The following is a 2,986-nucleotide window of genomic DNA, read 5'->3' as shown; positions in this document are numbered from 1 at the left end:
ACTATTGAGCAGTGTGCACAGGGTGGATATGATGGGCTGATGGTTTCTCATGGTGGTCAGGAATATGCATATGATTTTCTGACAGGAATTTTAGAACAGTATCCGGATCTGAAAATTGCTACCTTTGACACTCCATTTAAAGATGCAAATGGTGAAGTTGCTAAAATTCCAGGCGTAGTACAGTTTTTCCAGCAGGATGCAGGATTTGCTTCCAGTCTGGTTGAGAGCATTATGGATATGTACCCTGAAAAAGTAGAAGCAGGAGAACCGGTAAATATACTGCAGGTTCAGCAGGGAGCAGGATATAACAGCCCGTTTGACCGGCGCCAGATCGGATACCAGCCATATGAGGACGAAGGCAAAATTAAAACAGTTGAGAGAATTGCCCCCATTGATGATCAAAATGCAACATCTTCTATGAGAGATGTAACAGCTGCAACCTTACCTAAGTATGGTGAAGGTGAAATCGATGGAATCTGGTGCTGCTATGATGCATATGCACAGGGCGTGTATCAGGCACTGGTTGAGGCAAATTCAGATATCCCAATGGTATCAGTAGATATCTGTAATGAGGATATTCAGTTTATGCAGGAAGGCAAAAACTGGAAAGCATGTGCTACTACAAACTGGAGCTCCAATGGAGAATTTGCATGTCGTGTTCTCGCACTGGAAATGGCAGATCAGTATGAAGATATTTATGCTGCATCCTGCTATTATGAAGATCCTGGTGACTGGATGGAAATTCCGTCTGTAATTGTCACTCAGGAAATGGTTACATCAAAAGATGGAATCAATATTGAAAATCTGGCTGAAGTTGCCGGTGAAGAATATTCCGATACCTCCTGGATGCCGACTTGTGATTGGATGGTTGATCTCCTTGGTCACTGATCCATCTTAAAGGAATTGTTCTCATAAATATGTGAATAAAAGAACATCAGGATTAGGTGAGGCGCCGGGGCAGTGTTCCGGCGCCTGTATTTTAAGAGATCTGATACAGGGGTGCAAAAACTAAATGGAAAAGAGGAAATTTATGGATAAGATTACACTTGGAACAAGAAATGTCTCTATTGAATTTCCCGGTGTAAAAGCTCTTTCCAATGTAGATTTTGAAATCGAAACGGGAATGATTCATGCTCTGATGGGGGCAAATGGAGCAGGTAAATCTACATTGATGAAAGTTCTTGCCGGTTCAAATCCAGACTATACAGGAGAGGTTCTCTACAATGGAAATCCTGTAGAATTGCGAAATCCGGCGGCAGCTAAAAAACTTGGAATCCAGATTGTATATCAGGAAGTTGATATGGCTCTGATTCCAACACTTACTGTTGCCGAAAATGTTATGTTTAATGACCTTGTAATGAATATGGGACATAAGCAGTTTGTAAACTACGGAAAGATCCGGAAAGATGCAAAAGAAGCTCTTGCACGTTTAAATGTAAATATTGATGTACGACGTATGTGTGGAACGTTGACACTGGCACAAAAACAGATGGTATTAATTGCGCGTGCTGTGCAGAGTGCCTGTAATTTTTTGATTCTTGATGAACCTACAGCTCCTTTATCTGATACAGAAACAGAAGAGCTGTTCAGAGTAGTCAGACACCTTCGTAAAACAGAAAATCTTGCAGTTATTTTTATTACACATCGTATTCATGAGGTATTGCAGATCTGTGATTCTTATACAGTTATGAGAAATGGTGAAATTGTGGATACGACACCGATTACGCCCAAGACAACTTCAAAAGAGATTGTGGATAAAATGCTGGGACGCTCATTTGAAGAAAACTTCCCGAAACAGGTTTGTGAGATAGGAGAAAAAGCTTTTGAAATCGATCATCTTACAGAACGAGAGGGGCGCGTTCAGGATATTTCCATGTATGTACGGAAAGGTGAAATTGTCGGTCTGGCAGGACTGGTGGGTGGTGGTAAAACCGAATTGTGTAAAACAATTTTCGGAGTTTATAAAAAGTCTGCAGGTACTATAAAGCTTAATGGAAAAGAGCTGAATATAAAAACACCGTCAGATGCTGTAAAAAACAGAATTGCACTTGTTCCCGAGGAACGACGTAAAGAGGGAGTACTGGTTGCAGAGACAGTGACTTTTAATACAACAGCAGCCAGTCTGGATGATTTTTGTACATTTTCTTTTGTGAACGATCGCAAAGCAGCCAGAAAAGCGGAAGAATATGTAAAAAGTCTCAGTATAAAAACACCGTCGATCAAGCAGAAGGTTGCTTATTTATCCGGTGGAAACCAACAGAAAGTTGCAGTTGCAAAATGGCTTGCTGCAGACTGTGATGTCTATATTTTTGATGAGCCCACTAAGGGTGTGGATGTAGGCGCAAAACAGGAAATTTTTACATTGATCAATAATATTGCAAAAGAGGGCAACTGTGTTATTTATGCAACCTGTGAAAACTCAGAACTGTTATCTATTACGGATCGTATGTATGTAATGTTTGATGGCCGCATTACAGCAGAACTGCAAACTGCAAAGACTTCTGAGGACGAAATCATGCATTATGCCACAGGAGCAACCAGTGCATACACAGGCTGAAGCCTTTAGTAACATATCCATTATGGGAGGAAAATAATATGGTTCAAAATGCTAAAATGAAAAATATTGGAAAAATGCTGTTGAGCTGGGCAGCGGTAATCGTTTTAGTTGTTGCAGTTGTAATTTTTACGATTGTGAAAGGTACAGCGTTTTTCTCTGTAGCAAACCTTCTGAACATTCTTCGTGCGATGTCTGTTGTTACGATTTTTGCTCTTGCTGCAACAGTATCTATGGCTCCGGACGGATTTGATATGTCAGCCGGAACGTTGGGAACATTTAGTGCTTATGTGTTTGCCGCGTCATTTCTGTGGTTTGGTCTTCCACTCTGGCTTGCGGTTGTAGTAACAATCCTGTTTACTATGTTTTCGTATTTACTGACAATGTTTTTGATTCTTGTATGTAAGATTCCGGATATGCTGGCAACATGTG

General features: G+C 40.7%; 2 protein-coding genes and 1 pseudogene. All 3 read left to right on the top strand.

Translation table 11 applies throughout. The features are described from left to right. Positions 1-888 (top strand): substrate-binding domain-containing protein (locus tag QVP40_RS13455; RefSeq protein WP_288200600.1); only part of this gene is annotated, 888 nt, incomplete at its 5' end. A 142-nt stretch (positions 889-1,030) separates the two neighbouring features. After that, entirely contained in the window at positions 1,031-2,557 is a 1,527-nt protein-coding gene (locus QVP40_RS13450) for a sugar ABC transporter ATP-binding protein (RefSeq protein ID WP_022068883.1), read from the top strand. Positions 2,558-2,595: 38 nt separating this feature from the next. Next, positions 2,596-2,986 (top strand): annotated as a pseudogene (locus tag QVP40_RS13445) (ABC transporter permease); the annotation flags it as partial.

Origin of the sequence: Blautia sp. CAG:257 (genome assembly GCF_000433815.1) — a bacterium.
GTDB classification, from domain to species: Bacteria; Bacillota; Clostridia; order Lachnospirales; family Lachnospiraceae; genus Blautia_A; species Blautia_A caecimuris.
The sequence above is the reverse complement of the archived record's forward strand: the minus strand, read 5'-3'. Positions and strand labels throughout refer to the sequence as shown.